Source organism: Priestia sp. ABM2_011, assembly GCF_056158845.1.
On record NZ_JBSWUB010000001.1, the window covers coordinates 673,162 to 690,228 of the forward strand.

The following is a 17,067-nucleotide window of genomic DNA, read 5'->3' on the forward strand; positions in this document are numbered from 1 at the left end:
CTGTTCAATAAACGTAGGAATGTCTTCAGTATTCCTTTAATAATATAGTAAGGGTCGTGACAAGCAAAGAAAGGAGTATATACCTGTAAAAATGTAAGCGTTTTCTAATTATATGACTTCTTGGGGGGCTAGAATATGCTTAGTATGATTGGATTAATTGGAGGATTATTGCTGCTCATTGTATTAACGATGAGAGGCATGAATTTATTTATAGCAGGTCCGCTTAGTGCTTTAGTTGTTGCGTTAACAAGCGGAATGCCTTTATTTCCACAGCTGGTGAAAGAAGGAGAAGCAAATTTTGTTGGGAATTATATGTCTGGTTTCACAGGATTTATTGCTTCTTGGTATTTAATGTTTCTATTGGGCGCCGTTTTTGGAAAAGTGATGGAAGACAGCGGGGCCGCTGATAGTGTTTCTCGCTGGATTGTCAGTAAACTAGGAATGAAAAGAGCAGTGTTGGCGATTGTACTTGCCTGTGCGGTCTTAACATATGGAGGAGTCAGTCTGTTTGTAGTAGCATTCTCTGTCTATCCAATGGCTTTAAGCTTATTCAAACAAGCTGATTTGCCGAGGCGGTTTATCCCTGCTGCTTTAGCATTCGGTTCCGTTACGTTTACGATGACCTCGGCTGGATCGCCTGAAATCCAAAACTGGATTCCAATTGAATATTTAAAGACTAGTCCGTATGCAGGATGGGAAGTTAGTTTAGTTGTAGCGGTAGTGATGGCTGTATTCGGCTACTGGTGGTTAAAGCGCTTGATTTCAAAAGCAGTTAAAAATGGAGAGCGTTTTATATCACGCGAGAAAGATCCAGCAGTAACGGAAAATCAGTCTCTTCCTAATCCGTTATTAAGTTTGCTTCCGCTTGTGGTCGTGCTCATTATTTCTTTTGCACTTCATAAGCCGCTTCAGCAATCTGCGTTGATTGTCGCACTTTTAAGCGGTATCATTGTCACATACATTGTGAACCGAAAACACTTTAAAGGATTTTGGAATGCAGCATCAGAAGGGACGCTTGGAGCGTTAATTGCAATTGGGAATACAGCTGCTGTCGTAGGTTTTGGAGGGGTTGCTAAGGCTGTTCCCGCGTTTGGAGTGGCTGTAGATGCCATGACGCATATTCCAGGCAGTCCGTTGATAGGGGGAGCTATTGCGGTGAGTGTTATCGCGGGGATGACAGGTTCGGCTTCAGGAGGTCAGGCGATTGCTTTGCCAATTTTAGCCCCTCACTATCTAGATGCTGGTGTAAATCCAGAAGCTCTCCACCGTGTAGTAGCTATATCTTCTGGCGTATTAGATTCCTTGCCTCATAATGGTTATGTCGTCACCACAATTAATTCTATTTGTGGAGAAACTCATAAAGATGCGTATGGATCAGTTGCAGCGATGACGGTAATTGTTCCGCTTGTTGGTCTCGTACTTGCGATTATCCTGTTTTCTTTTGGATTTGGTATTTAATAATAGCTGTTAAAGAAAGTAGAGGCGGGGACAAAAGTATTTTAGCTGAAGGAAGATCCGAACGATAAATCGTTCGGATCTTTTCATTATTATGGTGAACTCGGCTTTTATGTGTTTAGTTGCTTTAAGCTGTTGATTGGAGCGCAAGATGAAGCCTTGCACGGAAATGAACAGTTTTGTAGCAAGGAGTCCAGATATCCTATTTATTCAGCTTTAGATAGGATTAACTTAGTTATGTCTAAATCTCTTTGTTTGGCGTTGTATGTATGTTTTTGGGAGAAGTTGTTCATATATAAGAATGAAAGAGGGGATTTAGCAACAAAGCAGTGAGGCAGTGTAGAAACTTTTACAAAATCCGTTGAACAACTTGCAGTTTGCGAACATATTATTTACAATACAAGGTAGTATGATGTAAAAACTATGATAAGGAATAGTAGTGAACGAAGCGAGCTAAGAGAGCTGACGGGTGGTGCGAGTCAGCAAACGGGCGTTCATGAACTCACCTTGGAGTTGTAAATGTGAAGTAAAGTAACATTTACCGTCTATCCGCGTTAAGGAAAATGAGTGAGTACATAATTGTGCTAATTTGGGTGGTACCGCGGGAAGTTTATTCAACCTCTCGTCCCTTTGTTTGAGGGATGAGGGGTTTTTTAGTTTAATTAAATACAGCTGGAGCGTACAAGGAGGATTATGTATGGCTTTTAATCATGAAAAGATCGAACAAAAATGGCAAAAAGTTTGGGAAGAAAATAAAACATTTAGAACAACAGAAGATGAAGGAAAGCGTAAGTTTTACGCATTAGATATGTTCCCTTATCCATCTGGGGCGGGTTTACACGTTGGGCATCCAGAAGGTTATACAGCAACGGACATTTTATCTCGTATGAAGCGTATGCAAGGATACAATGTACTTCATCCAATGGGATGGGATGCATTCGGACTACCTGCTGAGCAGTATGCATTAGATACAGGAAACGATCCGGCTGAGTTCACTGAACTTAACATTAATAATTTCCGTCGTCAAATCAAATCGTTAGGTTTCTCTTACGATTGGGAGCGTGAAATTAATACAACTGATCCTAACTACTACAAATGGACGCAGTGGATTTTCTTACAGTTATATAAAAAAGGCTTAGCTTATGTGGATGAAGTAGCTGTTAACTGGTGTCCTGCGTTGGGAACAGTACTTGCAAACGAAGAAGTTATAGATGGCAAAAGTGAGCGCGGTGGGCATCCGGTTGAGCGTCGTCCAATGAAGCAGTGGATGCTTAAAATCACAGCTTATGCAGATCGTTTACTAGAAGATTTAGATGATCTTGATTGGCCAGAAAGTATTAAAGAAATGCAGCGAAACTGGATTGGCCGCTCTGAAGGAGCTCACGTTCACTTCACAATTGATGGATATGACGAAACATTTACTGTGTTCACAACGCGTCCTGATACGCTGTTTGGGGCAACGTATGCCGTTTTAGCACCTGAACATCCGTTTGTGGATAAAATTACGACAGCCGAACAAAAAGAAGCGGTAGAAGCGTATTTAGATCAAATTAAAAGCAAAAGCGATTTAGAGCGTACAGACTTAGCTAAAGACAAAACGGGCGTATTCACAGGTGCTTATGCAATTAACCCTGTAAACGGTGAGAGAATGCCAATTTGGATTGCTGACTATGTTCTAATGAGCTATGGTACAGGTGCAATTATGGCTGTTCCTGCTCATGATGAGCGTGATTATGAGTTTGCTGTTAAATTTGAACTGCCGATTAAAGAAGTAGTAGCGGGTGGAGACGTTTCAAAAGAAGCTTATACAGGCGACGGCGAGCACGCTAATTCAGACTTCTTAAATGGTCTAGATAAAGAAGAAGCAATTTCAAATATGATTCAGTGGCTTCAAGCAAATGAAAAAGGTGAAAAACAAGTAACATACCGTCTGCGTGACTGGTTATTCAGCCGTCAGCGCTACTGGGGTGAACCGATTCCTGTTATTCACTGGGAAGATGGCACAACAACTGCAGTTCCTGAAGATCAGCTTCCGCTTGTTTTACCAAAAACAACTGAAATCAAGCCGTCAGGTACAGGTGAATCTCCATTAGCAAACATTGATGACTGGGTGAACGTTGTAGATCCGGAAACGGGCAAAAAAGGGCGCCGCGAAACAAATACAATGCCTCAATGGGCAGGCAGCTGCTGGTACTACTTACGCTACATTGATCCAACGAACAGCGAAGCGTTAGCAGATGCAGACAAATTAAAAGAATGGTTGCCGGTTGATATTTATATCGGTGGAGCTGAACACGCTGTTCTTCATCTATTGTATGCTCGTTTCTGGCATAAATTTTTATATGATATCGGCGTAGTTCCAACAAAAGAGCCGTTCCAAAAACTGTTTAACCAAGGTATGATTCTTGGAGAAAACAATGAAAAAATGAGTAAGTCAAAAGGTAACGTTGTAAACCCAGACGAAATCGTAGAAAGCCACGGTGCAGATACGCTTCGCCTTTACGAAATGTTTATGGGACCGTTAGATGCATCCATTGCTTGGTCAACAAAAGGGCTTGATGGTGCACGCCGTTTCTTAGATCGTGTATGGCGTTTACTTATCGAGGATAATGGTGAATTAAGCAGCAAGGTTCAAGAAAGCAATGATACTACACTTGAACGCGTATATCACCAAACGGTGAAAAAAGTAACGGAAGATTACGAAGGTCTTCGTTTTAATACAGGTATCTCTCAACTTATGGTATTCATCAACGACGCATACAAAGTTGATGTGCTGCCAAAGCAATACGTAGAAGGATTTGTGAAGCTATTAGCACCAATTTGTCCTCATACAACTGAGGAATTATGGAGCAAACTAGGCCACGAAGATACGATTTCATATGAAGCTTGGCCTGCGTTTGATGAAGCGAAACTTGTAGATGATGAAGTGGAAATTGTCGTTCAAATTAACGGTAAAGTACGTGCAAAATTAAACGTACCTGCTGAGGCATCTCGTGAAGAGCTTCAAGATATTGCAATGGCTAATGAAGATGTTCAAGAGTTCATTGAAGGTAAGACAGTACGCAAAGTGATTGCTGTGCCTGGTAAATTAGTAAACATCGTAGCTAATTAAGTATTGATGTAGAACAGCCCTCCTGACTAAAGAGCAGTCAGGGGGGCTGTTCTAGACCTAAGGGCCTGATGTCCCCCTTTCGGGGTTGACATCAGGCCCTTAGTTAAACCTTTAACTACGATTGGAAAAGCTTAGGTAGGCTGCTGCTTAAGCTTTTCTTATTTAGTGGCATAAAGGTATTTGAATTTGCTACAATAGCGATAGCAAGCTGAATGAAAGAATAGAGAGGAATGACGAAGATGGAAGAAGTAAAAGTGATTACGCCTGAAGAGCTTCAAAAACGCGTTGAAAATGGAGAAGAGCTTCATTTAGTTGATGTTCGCGAAGATGAGGAAGTAGCAGAAGGAATGATTCCAACTGCTAAACACATTCGTATGAATGATATTCCAACCAATGTGGATTATTTCGATAAAGAAAAAGAATATATTTTCATTTGCCGTTCTGGACGCCGCAGTGAAAACGTATGTTACTACCTTCAAGAACAAGGTTATAAAGTAACAAATATGGTTGGCGGTATGTTAGAGTGGGAAGGAAAAACGGTTAATAAATAAGAAAAAGCGCCTTTGACAGGCGCTTTTTTCTTTTGGAATGAAACTTCTACCATTCAACTAAAATGATAGTAGCAAAACAAATGATGACTAAATCTATAAAAGTCTTCATAAAAATAGAGGTAGGAAGAAGTTGAAAATCAGTACGAAAGCCATCATTGAGAGAAGCAGTCCATTCTGATTGAAACAAATTTGATAGGACAAGGTGGTAGAAGCTATGATACAGGTGAAAATGTTTGATAAAGAGCATGAAAAAGATTTAGAGTTTGCGGTGAACCGATTTTTACGCAAATTAGAAGATGAAGACGTCGTGGATATTAAGTACCAAGTCACAGTGGATGTTGATCGTGATGAGCAGGTGTACTGTTTTTCAGCCATGGTTATGTATAAAGCCTAGCATATTATGCTAGGCTTGTTGCAAATTCTCCTGCATTACTGCCAGCCAAACGGCCTGTTACAAGGGCAGAAGTAATATTGTATCCTCCAGTATATCCGTGGATATCAAGAATTTCCCCGCAGAAGTAAAGGCCTTGCATAAATTTAGAAGACATTTCTTTTGGGTGAATTTCTTTAACGGATACTCCGCCTCCTGTGACGAATGCTTTCTCTAAAGAAAGTGTGCCGTTTACAGCAAATTCAAATCGTTTGCACATTCTCGAGAATTCTCTCAGTTTTTCATGCTGAAGCTGTCCCGCTAGCGCTTGGCTATCAATGTCTGCTTGCTCGAGTAAAAATAGTAGATAGCGTTCAGATACAAAACCTTTTAAAACATTTTTAATCGCTTTTTTCGGCTCTTCTTTTGTTGTTTTGACTAATTGTTGAAAAATCTCTTCTTCGTTTTGGCTAGGAAATAAATCAAGAGACATTTGAACAGTGTTGCTTTTTTGTTTCTTTAACTCTTTAACAACATATTGGCTGCAGCGAAGAGCGGCAGGGCCAGAGATGCCAAAATGAGTGAAAATCATATCCATCTGATGAGTGATGACAGGTTTGCCTTTTTTATTAAGTACGCTTAGTCCTACGTTGCGAAGCGATAGACCTTGAAGCGTTTTTGTTTTAATAAAGTGTTCGCTAGATGTAATAGGAACTTCTGTTGGGTAAAGTTCAGTAATTTTATGACCTGCATCTTTTGCCCATTGATAACCGTCTCCTGTCGAACCCGTATGAGGCACTGATTTTCCGCCTACTGCAATCACAACGCTTTTCGTTTGGATTGCTTCTCCGTCTTGAAGCACAACTTCTTTCACGGTGTTGTTTTCATAGTTTACGCGTTTAACGGCTGTGTTTGTGCGAATTGTTACACGAAGACGGTGAAGTTCACTAATTAATGCATCAACAACAGATTGTGCTTTATTGCTAACCGGAAACATACGCCCGTGATTTCTTCTTTTAATTTAATTCCAAGGCCTTCAAAATAGGAGATGATATCTTCGTTATTAAAAACAGAAAACGCACTGTATAAAAAGCGTCCGTTTCCTGGAATGTGTTTAATAAGTTCATCAATCGGAAGGCGGTTTGTTACATTACAGCGGCCCCCTCCAGAAATGGCAAGCTTTCGTCCAAGTTTATTGCCTTTATCAATTAATAATACGTTTGCACCTGACTCACCAGCTGCAATCGATGCCATCAAACCAGAAGGTCCTCCTCCGATTACGACTACATCATATATCATACTTTCACCAACCTGTCTATTCTTAAAAAATTTTAGTTTGTTCACTGACAAATCTCTCAACATTGGATAAAATGGGCTATAGTCTTTGTTTTTTAGCTTGTTGACGAGTGTGAGTGAGTATAAGACCTTTCTTAGTGTATACTCTCACTTGCTTCTTTTCAATTCTATCATTATTATCAGTATGTAACATTAAGTATCGGAGGCAAACGTATGTCTGATTCAAAATTGTTAAGAGGGACCTTTGTGCTAACGCTTGGCACTTATGTATCCCGAATTCTGGGAATGATTTATTTATTTCCATTTGCGATCCTTGTTGGAACCGTAGGGGGAGCACTGTTTGGTTATGGATATAACCAATATGCTATTTATTTAAGTATTGCTACAGCCGGTATGCCAATGGCCGTATCGAAATTTGTATCAAAATATAATGCACTCGGTGATTATTATACGAGTAGAAGAATGTATCGGGCCGGCATGAAATTAATGCTTGTCACAGGAATACTTGCATTTTTACTTTTATATTCGTTAGCGCCTGTTATGTCTAGAATTACACTTGGAGGTTCTGATTTAAATAACTCCTTAGAAGATGTAGTAATGGTTATGCGAATGGTTAGTGTTGCGTTAATTGTAGTACCGATGATGAGTTTAATGCGAGGATTTTTCCAAGGTCACCAGTCTATGGGACCCACAGCTGTTTCACAAGTAGTTGAACAACTTGTGCGGGTTGTCTTTTTATTAGCATCCACTTATATCGTCATCAAAGTTGTACATGGGAGTCTTGCGCTAGCCGTTGGATTTGCTACAATGGGTGCTTTTGTAGGAGCTCTTGCTGGACTTGCCGTATTAATTTGGTACTGGAAAAAACGAAAGCCTCATCTCGATAAAATGGTGAACGAGCAGACGGTAACGCCTACGCGTATTTCTACCGTATCCATTTTTAAAGAGCTGCTTACGTATTCATTGCCCTATGTATTTGTCAGCTTAGCTATTCCGCTTTATCAGTATGTGGATCAATTCACATTTAACCGTGCGATGGTAGCGGCTGGACAAAAAGAAATAGCGGAGTCCATGAACGGAATTGTTCAGTCTTATGTTCCAAAGCTTGTGATGATTCCTGTTTCATTAGCTACTGCATTCGGTTTGACTCTTGTACCAACGATTACACGTTCATTTGTGAATAAAGATTATAATGTATTGCAAAAGCAAATTGATCAAACATATCAAACGATTATGTTTCTTGTGCTGCCAGCATCTGTAGGGTTAATGGCTTTAGCTGGTCCAGCATATACGTTTTTCTTTGGAACAGATGCATCGGATGCGGGTGGAAATGTCTTGCTTTATTATGCACCCGTAGCTTTATTGTTCTCGTTTTTCACGGTTAATGGAGCTATTTTACAAGGGATCAACAAACAAAAATATGCTGTTTTAAGTCTATTATTTGGATTGATTGTGAAAATTGTCGTGAACGTGCCATTTATTCTTATGTTCCACGAGATCGGTTCAGTTTTAGCGACAGCACTAGGCTATATCGTATCTCTTGTTTATATGTTTGCGCTTATTCAAAAACACGCAAAATATAACTACAGTGAGTTTATAAAACGCTCTGTGCTCATTCTCATTTTTGTTGCGATTATGGGAATCAGCGTAAAAATTGTTTCAGTAGTAATTGGTCTGTTTACAACCCCAGGACGATTCTCTGCCACGGTTATTACGATTATAGGAGCAGCAGTAGGCGGCCTTATTTACTTTATTATTACCTATCGTTCAAGCCTGCTTGAAAAAGTAATGGGAGCGAGGGTAACAGGTGCAATTGAACGAAAGATACTGCGCCGAAATAAACAGCGCAGTGCATAAGAAGATGACTCGTTAGAGTCATCTTCTTTTCAAAAAAAGGAGGATATTACATGCGTTTGGATAAATTGCTTTCTACCATTGGGTACGGAAGCCGAAAAGAAGTTAAAGGTCTTTTAAAGACTGGAGCTGTTAAGGTAGACGGTACAGCGGTTAAAGATGCTAAGGTACATGTTAATCCAGATGAACAAGAAATAACTGTGCATGGCGAAGCCGTTTCTTACCGAGAATTTGTTTACTTTATGCTGCATAAGCCGCAAGGTGTCATATCAGCGACGGAAGATTCTCTTCATGAAACAGTTTTGGACTTATTGGAAATTGACGATGCTGTGTATGACCCATTTCCGGTAGGGCGTTTAGACAAAGATACAGAAGGGCTCTTGCTGCTGACAAATGATGGTCAGCTTGCACATCAGCTGCTATCTCCTAAAAAGCACGTTCCTAAAACGTATTTTGCAAAAATTAATGCGCCGGTGAGTGAAGAAGATGCTGAAGCATTTAGACAGGGTGTCACTCTTGATGATGGATACGTAACAAAATCAGCAGAGTTAAAGGTACTAACAAGCGGTGTGGAATCAGAAATTGAATTAACGATTGTTGAAGGGAAATTTCATCAAGTGAAGCGTATGTTTGAAGCAAGAGGAAAAAAAGTAACGTATTTAAAACGTTTATCTATGGGAGCTTTGCTATTAGACGAGTCGTTAGATTTAGGAGAGTACAGGGAGTTAACGGAAGAAGAACTAGCTTTATTACAAAAATCAAATGCCTAAGAAGAGGCGAAAGAAAAAGGAACCTAAGTCTAAAATGGTTCCTTTTTTTGTCCACTTTATTCGACAAGTGAAACATTTCACGTTAAAGCACTTAAACGAGTACCAACTCTGCTTGACGTGCAAATGGAGCGGGGGACTATGCACTCGTCCAAGTCTTGACTTTCTACTGCGTAGAATTTTATCTCTATATATAAATCACTTACTACCCTTGAAATAAACTTACTAGGATGACATCTTGACCTTCTTTTGCGTAGTCGTCCATGTACCGCGACTTGGGCTGCGAACTAAATCATTATATGCTAACACATTCAAGTCACGCTGAATGGTTCTTGGTGTAATACCAAATTCGTCTACGAGCTCTTGCGTTGTAACTGTTCCATTTTTACAAATGAACATATAGACCGATTTGATACGAGTTAGCATTCGATTAGTTGAAGGTTTCAAAAAACCACTTCCTTATTCGTTTTTCGTAAGGCACAACTTCTTTATAACTCTGAGATGTCAAGCACTATTTCAGTCCTTATCCTTATTGTACACAAAATCGACAGAAAAATAAAAGAGAAAACGCAAATTAACACAATATTTACAAAAAATGATATAAATATGTAATCCTTTCGTAACATCTCCTTCCTCTATTTGCACATTTTTTATAGTATATGTAAACAATAAACAAATAGAATCCGTTTTTATCGATTGTGCCTACAAATTATTTCCCGGAATTTTGACTCTGTAAACCTTTGATATGAAAGGAAAGAGACAATTATTTCTTTCTATATAAAGGTATGATAAAGTTAAATTTACCAATAGTAATGATAGATACAATCTGTAAAAGCAGGCAAAGGAGGCACACAGATGACAGCAATTAATTGGAAAGAGGAAGTGCAAAAAAGAGAAGCTGAAATTCTAGCTGAGACGCAGCGTTTTTTGCAAATTAAAAGTGTTTTGACAAGCACAGAAAAAAAAGAAGAGCCATTTGGACCTGGAGTTGCTCAAGCGCTTCACTTTCTTTTAAACAAAGGAAAAAATGACGGGTTTTCCGTCAAGAACGTAGACGGATATGCAGGTCATATTGAAGCGGGAGAAGGAAAAGACCTTCTTGGCATTTTGTGTCACGTAGACGTCGTTCCTGAAGGAGACGGGTGGTCGGTTGATCCATACGGCGGTGAAATAAAAGACGGGAAAATTTTTGCTAGAGGAGCAATCGACGATAAGGGCCCGACGATGGCTGCTTATTATGCGATGAAAATTGTGAAAGATTTAGGGCTTCCTCTATCTAAGCGGGTTCGAATGATTATTGGAACGGATGAAGAAAGTGACTGGAGATGTGTGGACCACTACTTCAATCATGAAGAGATGCCAACGATGGGATTTGCGCCGGATGCGGATTTTCCTATCATTTATGCTGAAAAAGGCATTACAGATGTAGAAATTCGCCAGCAGCCCATTGAAGGAACAAAGGGAAGCGTCCAGCTTACATCATTTGTCTCTGGGCGACGCTACAATATGGTTCCTGATCTTGCAACAGCTGTTCTTGAATTCCATAGTGAAACCGATATTAAAAATAAATATGATCAATTTTTAAAAGATAAGTCTTTAAAAGGTTCAATAACCGAAAAGAGCGGTGCGTATACACTTACTCTAGAAGGAGTTTCAGCACATGGAAGCGTGCCTGATAAAGGGAAAAATGCTGGGCTTACACTTCTTCGCTTTTTACACACATTAGAACTTGATGAACAAGCTAATCAGTTTGTAGGTTATGCAAATGCGTATTTAGTCCAAGATGCACTAGGAGAAAAAATGGGCTTAAATCGCAAAGATGAGGTCACGAGTGATTTAACGATAAATGTGGGAATCATGTCTTATAATCAAGAAGAAGCGGGGCACTTTGGCTTAAATATTCGCTATCCTGTATCAGCTCATATTGACGATATTATTGATACGATTAAAGAAAAAAGTGAATCTTATCAAATGACTATCAAACATTTTACAGATTCTAAACCACATCACGTCGATCAAAAACATGAGCTTATTCAAACGCTTCAAAAGGTTTACCAAGAACAAACAAATGAAGAACCTACGCTTATTTCAATTGGAGGAGGAACATATGCCAGAGCATTAGAAGCGGGTGTGGCATTTGGACCTCTTTTCCCAGGCCGTGAAGAAGTAGCGCACGAAAAAGACGAGTACATGGTAATTGAAGATTTGCTTCGTGCAACAGCTATTTATGCACAGGCTATTTACGAATTGGCTAAATAAAAAGAGGTTGAGACATAACGAAACGAATCCAATTTAAAGATGAATAACTAGGATACATGAGCTGGACTGTTTGTGACACCGCAGTTGATTTCCATGCAAGGCTTCGCTTTCCGCGGGCGGCCGCTGAGTCTCCTCGTCGCCTGGGCTCCTGCGGGGTCTCGCCTGTTCTGCTTTTCCCGCAGGAGTCTTCGCCTTGCCCTCCAATCAACTGCTAGAAGTAACGAAACCGATGAACCTACATTCACCATCACAAAAAAACGAACCATGAATCAAACATGTTGATTCATGGTTCGTTTTTCATTTGGGCTAAAATCCTTTTGTTCCAGCCTCTTTATTATTCATATGAGAATAGGTCGCTTGATAAATAACGTTCACCTGTATCGCAAGCAATACATACGACCACTTGATCAGGAGATAATTTTTTGGCTACCTCGATAGCAGCATAGCACGCAGCGCCAGATGAAGGACCGACTAAAATCCCTTCTTCAGAAGCTAGGCGTCGCGTAATATCGTAGGCTTGTTCATCTTTAATTTTTAAAATTTCGTCGTAAACCTCTATGTTAAGCGTATCAGGAATAAATCCAGGGCTTGTTCCTACAAGCTTGTGCTTTCCAGGTCTTCCTCCAGATAATACAGGAGACCCAGCTGGTTCCACAACATGAACGGTCATATTTGGGTAGTTTTCTCTTAGGACTTCACCTGTGCCCGTGATCGTTCCGCCTGTTCCAGCAGTAGCAACAAAAGCAGATAGGTCTTTTCCTAAATCGTTCATTGCCTCAATAATTTCCTTAGCAGTCGTTTTTCGATGTGCGTCAGGGTTTGCATTATTTTCAAACTGCATGGGCATAAATGCATTTGGAATTTCTTTTGTAAGCTCTTCTGCCTTACGGATTGCGCCAGGCATTTTTTCATCGCCAGGTGTTAGAACAACTTCAGCACCATATGCTTTTAACAAGTTAATTCGTTCTTGAGTCATCGTATCGGGCATGACTAAAATAGAACGATACCCTCTTGCTGCTGCATTCATAGCTAAGCCAATACCTGTATTTCCGCTCGTTGGTTCAATAATGGTGGAATTTTCATTGAGCAAGCCTGCTTTTTCAGCTTCCACGATCATATTAAAAGCAGCACGGTCTTTTACACTACGGCTCGGATTAAAAAATTCTAGTTTTAAGTAAACGGATGCTCCATCTGCTGGTTGAAGACGATTCAATTTAACAAGAGGTGTCTCGCCAATCAAATCAGCCATATTGTTAACAACTTTCATTTTTCTCATCCTTTTCTTATAAAAATTCTCTGTATTATTTCTATGATAACACAATTTCTTATTTTTTAAGCACATGACAAATTTTCAGAAAAACCTCTCTATTTGATCCAGAAAACCTTTAAAATAAATCTAGCTCTTTTTGAACATGACAAATTGGGGAAAGATAATGAAAAGAAAAGGAGGGATTTGATGAAAAGTGATCAACACTATTTTATTGGAATCAACGTGCCAGTCTCCATTGCATATCAGGCAGAAAATTGGGCAAAAGAATTAACACCTTTTCCTTTTAAACAATGGACATACCCTGACGATTATCATATAACACTACAATTCTTAGGATTTGTAGATAACAAAAAGGAAAAGCTGATTAACCGCTTAAAAGAAGTAGCCTCCCGTCATTCAAGTTTTTCACTGCAGACCGTTCAGTACGATGTGTTCGGTGCGTATAACAAGCCTAGAGTGCTTTATGTAAGCCTTAAGCCAAATGATAAGCTTGTGAATCTACAAAGGGATATACAAGCTGTATGGGGAGACCTAAGCGGCTTATACGAAAAACGTCCTTATCGTCCTCATATTACGATTGCAAAGAAGTGGGGAGGGGAAGCCGGGCTTTCGGAAGAGCAGTTAAAGCAAACGTCGGTTGAAGAACAGTTTCAAGTAAGTTCATTTGCCCTTTTTGAAGTTCACCCTGCTAGCAAACCTAAATATAAAAAAATACTATCTTTTTCATTGCAGTCACAGTAGCATATGAACATACAAGCATGGAGAGAGGTTATTTAAAGATCACTCTTATTAAAGGAAAGAAAACGCCGATGATAATAGAGAAACAATCGGTGAACCAAGTGTTAGAGGAATTTTAATTAGGGGATTGATGTAAACGTGGCGCAGCTACTTAAGGTGCAAGATTATATTTCCCGTTATGAAAAAGACGTTTATCACTACACGTCTCAGTTTAATCATTTAAAAAAACATAATTGGAAGAAAGCAAAGCAATTGTTTGAACAAGGGCTATTACATGGCCCTCCTGTAAAAGAAGAAACAAAAGCTCAACGTTCATTTTTGCAAAAAGCAAAAGAGCGGTTTACAAGGAAAAAAGAAACGCTTGAAGTGGAAGAAGCGTTCTCTAGCGATAGCGTGGAAAATCAAGAGCTATTGAGGTTTACAACTCTTCCACAAACAGCGGAAGATTTGAAAATATTGTTTTTAGAAAATGTATTTGATCTTCAAATGAAATGGGCTACATCCACTTTATTTGAGTTCTCGCAAGCAGATCGTAAATATTACCATGATGAAGCTCTCCGTTATTTTATTCAGCGCTTTCCTGATACGTATCTCGTGATGTACAAGCCTGTTTTCCTGATTAATAAAGCTCCGGTAGAAGGGGATATCATTATTGTTACTCCAACGGAAACCCTCTGTATTTGTTTAATAGAAACATATAAAAGTGCTGTTTTTCAGTATTCAAAAGAAAATTTTTGGACAGAGTTAAGAGGAAGAGATCAAAAAAAGATATTAAATCCGTTAATTGGGTTAAATCGAATGGAGCAAATTGTCCGAAGTATCTATCGTACTCACGATATTGAACATAGCGTAAAGAAAATATTACTAAGCAGAAATGGATACATTGACTACGCTGCGGAGCCTTATCAGGTTGAATTTGTAGATGCTAGAAAGTATGAAGAATGGTTTTATGAACTTAGGAAATCTAAAGCGCCTTTAAAGTTTAAACAGATGAAAGCAGCTCAGGTACTGCTCGAACACAGCCAGAGTATTTATTTTGACCGGGAATTCGAAGCAGGTGAATAATCCGAACATTCATGCTATGAAAGTGCTTTCGTTTTTGCGTTTGCTACATATAATGCTACTAAAGAGGTAATTGGCATAAGGAGGAGAAAAGGATGACTGGTGATAATAAGTTTCAGGCTTATTTAGATCAAATAGATCGTATTACTGTTTTAGTTCCAACTTCTTATCATGAAGGTCAAATTGATTTTTTTGTGATTAAAGGTGCACAAATGCATGAGACCATCTCTATTGAAAACGTACATGAATTAGAAGGTTTTATCAAATATGAAGGTAAGGTTGAAGAGAGCATAGAAATTGGACATTCGTACGTTATCTGTGATAATCACGGGCAGAAAGTTCCGTTGCAGGTAGGGGCTGTTATACGAACAAAAGAGTTTGATGAAAGATTTTATTATAATCAAAATGATTTGGGTGCAGCCTTTTATTCAGATCATATTATGATAAAAGTCTGGGCCCCGACTGCATCAGCAGTGGTTTTAAAATTAATACATGCAAATAGCGGAGAAGAAGAACTGTACGTTATGACTCGTCAAAGAAAAGGCGTATGGGAAAAGGAACTTCCCTTAGATAAAGAAGGGTATTATTATCGATTTTTAATAGATGTAAACGGTCGGACAAATGAAGCGGTGGACCCTTATGCCGTTGCAGCTACAGCAAATAGTGAATACGGAGTTCTGATAAATCTTCATACAGCCTATGTTCATCCCCATGAAAAGCCGCCTTTCCTTCAGCCAACGGATGCCGTTATTTACGAAATGCATGTTCGAGACTTTTCTATTCATCCTTCAAGCGGGATAGAAAAAAAAGGTACGTACCTAGCTGTTACTGAATCAAGCGGTCAGCCAGGCAAACCAACAGGCCTCCATTATTTAAAAGAGCTAGGAGTGACCCATCTTGAATTTCTTCCTATTAACGACTTTGGCGGAGTAGATGAATTAAATCCTCATGCTTCTTATAATTGGGGGTATAATCCATTGTTGTTTAATGTGCCGGAAGGAAGCTACTCTGCTGACCCTTCAAATCCCACCACTCGTATTGTTGAAGTGAAGCAATTAATATCAACGCTTCATCAACAGGGATTCCGTGTTATTATAGATGTAGTTTATAATCACGTATTTGTACGAGAAGAATCACCTTTTGAAAAAATTGTTCCGGGCTATTATTTTCGACATGATGAGTTTGGGATGCCTTCGAACGGGACGGGAGTAGGAAATGATTTTGCTTCTGAACGGAAAATGGCGCAAAAGTTTATTATCGATTCAGTATTATTTTGGATAAAAGAGTACGATGTTGATGGTTTTCGTTTTGACCTCATGGGGATTTTAGATATAGAAACGATGAAAATCATTCGGGAAAAAATAAATGAAATTGATTCTACTATTTTGGTGTTTGGCGAAGGCTGGGATTTAAATACGCCTCTTCCCCACACTCAAAAAGCAATGATGGCGAATGCCCGCCAAACACCTCAAATCGGCTATTTTAATGACCGCTTTCGAGATTCTGTAAAAGGAAGCACGTTCGATGTGTATGAAAAAGGTTTTATCAGCGGGAATATTCATCAAAAAGAAGCAGTGCAATCTGTGATAGCGGGTAGCATTCTGGATAAAGAAGACAGTCCCGCTTTATTTATAAATCCAGCACAGTCAATTAATTATGTTGAATCACATGATAATCATACGCTGTGGGATAAGTTAACGAATTCAAACGGAGAAGAAGACGAAGACACTCGTAGAAGTCGTCATCGCCTTGCTACTGCTATTGTGCTTCTTTCACAAGGCATACCGTTTCTTCATAGTGGTCAAGAGTTTTACCGCACTAAAAAAGGCGTAGAGAACAGCTATAATTCACCCGATGATATTAATGCACTCGATTGGAATCGAAGAAGGGAATTTTCTTCTGATGTGAATTGGGTTCAAGAGCTGATTCGTATTCGCAAACAGCACGATGCATTTCGCTTGGGGGATGCTTCAGCGATTAGGCAGCATGTCTCTTTTCTAAACACGCCGAAATCCGTTATTGGCTATTGCTTATCAAACGTATTGGCTTACGATCCGTGGAAGAATATTATTGTGTTTTTTAATCAAGGCCTAATGGAAGAAAAAGTAGTTTTGCCAGAAGGACCATGGAAAATAGCACTTGATCATTGTAAAGTATATAAAAATGGGTATCCTACTATAGAGGATAATGCTATAAATGTTCCAAAGCTTAGCGTTCTTATTTTATTTCAAACGTAATTATTGTCTTCAACCACTTGACGAAAAAAGTGTGATGGAGATAATATTTATAAAGGATGGCTATTGATACATATCCTCAATAGCCGTCTTTTTTAT

The 17,067-nt window shown here is 39.3% G+C and carries 13 protein-coding genes, 1 pseudogene and 1 other annotated feature; of the genes and pseudogenes, 10 read left to right on the plus strand and 4 right to left on the minus strand.

What is annotated here, in order from left to right; translation table 11 throughout:
* The first annotated feature begins 135 nt into the window (after positions 1 to 135).
* From ACXAE4_RS03670 to ACXAE4_RS03685, 4 genes are all read left to right on the plus strand, one after another.
* The gene (locus ACXAE4_RS03670) at positions 136 to 1,458 is read left to right on the plus strand and encodes a GntP family permease (RefSeq protein WP_028411840.1); all 1,323 of its coding nucleotides are present in this window, start codon (positions 136 to 138) and stop codon (positions 1,456 to 1,458) included.
* A gap of 411 nt (positions 1,459 to 1,869) precedes the next feature.
* Positions 1,870 to 2,088 (plus strand) — a binding site (T-box leader).
* 64 nt (positions 2,089 to 2,152) lie between these two features.
* Positions 2,153 to 4,567, plus strand: a complete 2,415-nt coding sequence (gene leuS, locus ACXAE4_RS03675; RefSeq protein WP_289578519.1) for a leucine--tRNA ligase — start codon at positions 2,153 to 2,155, stop codon at positions 4,565 to 4,567.
* A gap of 239 nt (positions 4,568 to 4,806) precedes the next feature.
* On the plus strand, positions 4,807 to 5,118 hold the full coding sequence (locus ACXAE4_RS03680; RefSeq protein WP_028411838.1) for a rhodanese-like domain-containing protein: 312 nt from the start codon (positions 4,807 to 4,809) through the stop codon (positions 5,116 to 5,118).
* A gap of 214 nt (positions 5,119 to 5,332) precedes the next feature.
* A complete protein-coding gene (locus ACXAE4_RS03685) occupies positions 5,333 to 5,512 on the plus strand; it encodes a sporulation protein Cse60 (protein WP_013059521.1) in 180 nt (59 codons plus the stop codon).
* An 82-nt stretch (positions 5,513 to 5,594) separates the two neighbouring features.
* Here ACXAE4_RS03685 and ACXAE4_RS03690 read toward each other — a convergent pair.
* Positions 5,595 to 6,733, minus strand: a pseudogene (locus ACXAE4_RS03690) (BaiN/RdsA family NAD(P)/FAD-dependent oxidoreductase); the annotation flags it as partial.
* Positions 6,734 to 6,997: 264 nt separating this feature from the next.
* Here ACXAE4_RS03690 and ACXAE4_RS03695 point away from each other — a divergent pair.
* Together ACXAE4_RS03695 and ACXAE4_RS03700 are read left to right on the plus strand one after the other, a co-directional pair.
* Entirely contained in the window at positions 6,998 to 8,641 is a 1,644-nt protein-coding gene (locus tag ACXAE4_RS03695) for a putative polysaccharide biosynthesis protein (protein ID WP_028411836.1), read from the plus strand.
* Positions 8,642 to 8,691: 50 nt separating this feature from the next.
* On the plus strand, positions 8,692 to 9,408 hold the full coding sequence (locus tag ACXAE4_RS03700) for a pseudouridine synthase (RefSeq protein WP_155010578.1): 717 nt from the start codon (positions 8,692 to 8,694) through the stop codon (positions 9,406 to 9,408).
* A gap of 222 nt (positions 9,409 to 9,630) precedes the next feature.
* On the opposite strand, the gene ACXAE4_RS03705 is transcribed toward ACXAE4_RS03700, so the two are convergent.
* Positions 9,631 to 9,852, minus strand: a complete 222-nt coding sequence (locus ACXAE4_RS03705) for a DeoR family transcriptional regulator (RefSeq protein ID WP_013059517.1) — start codon at positions 9,850 to 9,852, stop codon at positions 9,631 to 9,633.
* 408 nt (positions 9,853 to 10,260) lie between these two features.
* On the opposite strand from ACXAE4_RS03705, the gene pepV reads away from it, so the two are divergent.
* Positions 10,261 to 11,664, plus strand: coding sequence for a dipeptidase PepV (gene pepV, locus ACXAE4_RS03710; RefSeq protein ID WP_475235493.1), 1,404 nt, complete (start codon positions 10,261 to 10,263; stop codon positions 11,662 to 11,664).
* On the opposite strand, the gene ACXAE4_RS03715 is transcribed toward pepV, so the two are convergent.
* On the minus strand, positions 11,657 to 11,872 hold the full coding sequence (locus ACXAE4_RS03715; protein WP_475235495.1) for a hypothetical protein: 216 nt from the start codon (positions 11,870 to 11,872) through the stop codon (positions 11,657 to 11,659). The genes pepV and ACXAE4_RS03715 overlap by 8 nt on opposite strands.
* A 126-nt stretch (positions 11,873 to 11,998) precedes the next feature.
* Complete coding sequence (cysK, locus tag ACXAE4_RS03720) at positions 11,999 to 12,931, minus strand: cysteine synthase A (protein ID WP_033579594.1); 933 nt, start codon at positions 12,929 to 12,931, stop codon at positions 11,999 to 12,001.
* A gap of 189 nt (positions 12,932 to 13,120) precedes the next feature.
* Here cysK and thpR point away from each other — a divergent pair, with 189 nt between their 5' ends.
* From thpR to pulA, 3 genes are all read left to right on the plus strand, one after another.
* On the plus strand, positions 13,121 to 13,675 hold the full coding sequence (gene thpR / locus ACXAE4_RS03725) for an RNA 2',3'-cyclic phosphodiesterase (RefSeq protein ID WP_028411832.1): 555 nt from the start codon (positions 13,121 to 13,123) through the stop codon (positions 13,673 to 13,675).
* A 135-nt stretch (positions 13,676 to 13,810) separates the two neighbouring features.
* On the plus strand, positions 13,811 to 14,737 hold the full coding sequence (locus ACXAE4_RS03730) for a hypothetical protein (protein ID WP_028411831.1): 927 nt from the start codon (positions 13,811 to 13,813) through the stop codon (positions 14,735 to 14,737).
* Positions 14,738 to 14,829: 92 nt separating this feature from the next.
* Positions 14,830 to 16,971 carry a type I pullulanase gene (gene pulA / locus ACXAE4_RS03735; protein ID WP_098999245.1) on the plus strand — a complete coding sequence of 714 codons (2,142 nt, stop codon included), beginning with the start codon at positions 14,830 to 14,832 and terminating at the stop codon, positions 16,969 to 16,971.
* Positions 16,972 to 17,067: the final 96 nt, after the last annotated feature.

Bases quoted from the DNA above. Each gene is read 5' to 3' on its own strand.
- ACXAE4_RS03670 (WP_028411840.1), top strand. From the start codon at position 136: ATGCTTAGTATGATTGGATTAATTGGAGGATTATTGCTGCTCATTGTA.
- leuS (WP_289578519.1), top strand. From the start codon at position 2,153: ATGGCTTTTAATCATGAAAAGATCGAACAAAAATGGCAAAAAGTTTGG.
- ACXAE4_RS03680 (WP_028411838.1), top strand. From the start codon at position 4,807: ATGGAAGAAGTAAAAGTGATTACGCCTGAAGAGCTTCAAAAACGCGTT.
- ACXAE4_RS03685 (WP_013059521.1), top strand. From the start codon at position 5,333: ATGATACAGGTGAAAATGTTTGATAAAGAGCATGAAAAAGATTTAGAG.
- ACXAE4_RS03695 (WP_028411836.1), top strand. From the start codon at position 6,998: ATGTCTGATTCAAAATTGTTAAGAGGGACCTTTGTGCTAACGCTTGGC.
- ACXAE4_RS03700 (WP_155010578.1), top strand. From the start codon at position 8,692: ATGCGTTTGGATAAATTGCTTTCTACCATTGGGTACGGAAGCCGAAAA.
- pepV (WP_475235493.1), top strand. From the start codon at position 10,261: ATGACAGCAATTAATTGGAAAGAGGAAGTGCAAAAAAGAGAAGCTGAA.
- cysK (WP_033579594.1), bottom strand. From the start codon at position 12,931: ATGAAAGTTGTTAACAATATGGCTGATTTGATTGGCGAGACACCTCTT.
- thpR (WP_028411832.1), top strand. From the start codon at position 13,121: ATGAAAAGTGATCAACACTATTTTATTGGAATCAACGTGCCAGTCTCC.
- pulA (WP_098999245.1), top strand. From the start codon at position 14,830: ATGACTGGTGATAATAAGTTTCAGGCTTATTTAGATCAAATAGATCGT.